This is a genomic window from Ciceribacter ferrooxidans (assembly GCF_004137355.1).
In the GTDB taxonomy this organism is placed as follows: Bacteria; Pseudomonadota; Alphaproteobacteria; order Rhizobiales; family Rhizobiaceae; genus Allorhizobium; species Allorhizobium ferrooxidans.
This window is the reverse complement of sequence record NZ_SDVB01000307.1, coordinates 1-254: the sequence shown is the minus strand read 5'-3', so window position 1 is coordinate 254 and position 254 is coordinate 1. Positions and strand designations below refer to the sequence as shown.

The window sequence follows — 254 nt, the reverse complement described above, 5'->3', positions numbered from 1 at the left end:
TGAGGTTCTGCACCGGCAGCGATGGATGCACCACGATCATCTCCGGCGCCGAAACGACGAGCGACACCGGGGTGAAGCTCTTGAACGGATCGTACGGCACCTTCGTCTTGATGATCGGCTGCACGATCAGGTCCTGGTTCGCCACCAGAAGCGTGGTGCCGTCGGCCGCCGCATTCGCCGCTTGTCCCGTGGCAATGGTGCCGCCGGCACCGACCGTGTTCTCGACGAAGAACGTGCCGCCGAGCCCCTCGGTA

1 protein-coding gene is annotated in these 254 nt (G+C 64.6%); it reads right to left on the bottom strand.

The features are described 5' to 3' along the window. The coding region (locus EUU22_RS20135; RefSeq protein ID WP_280956506.1) for a tripartite tricarboxylate transporter substrate-binding protein at positions 1-254 on the bottom strand (254 nt) is incomplete at both ends.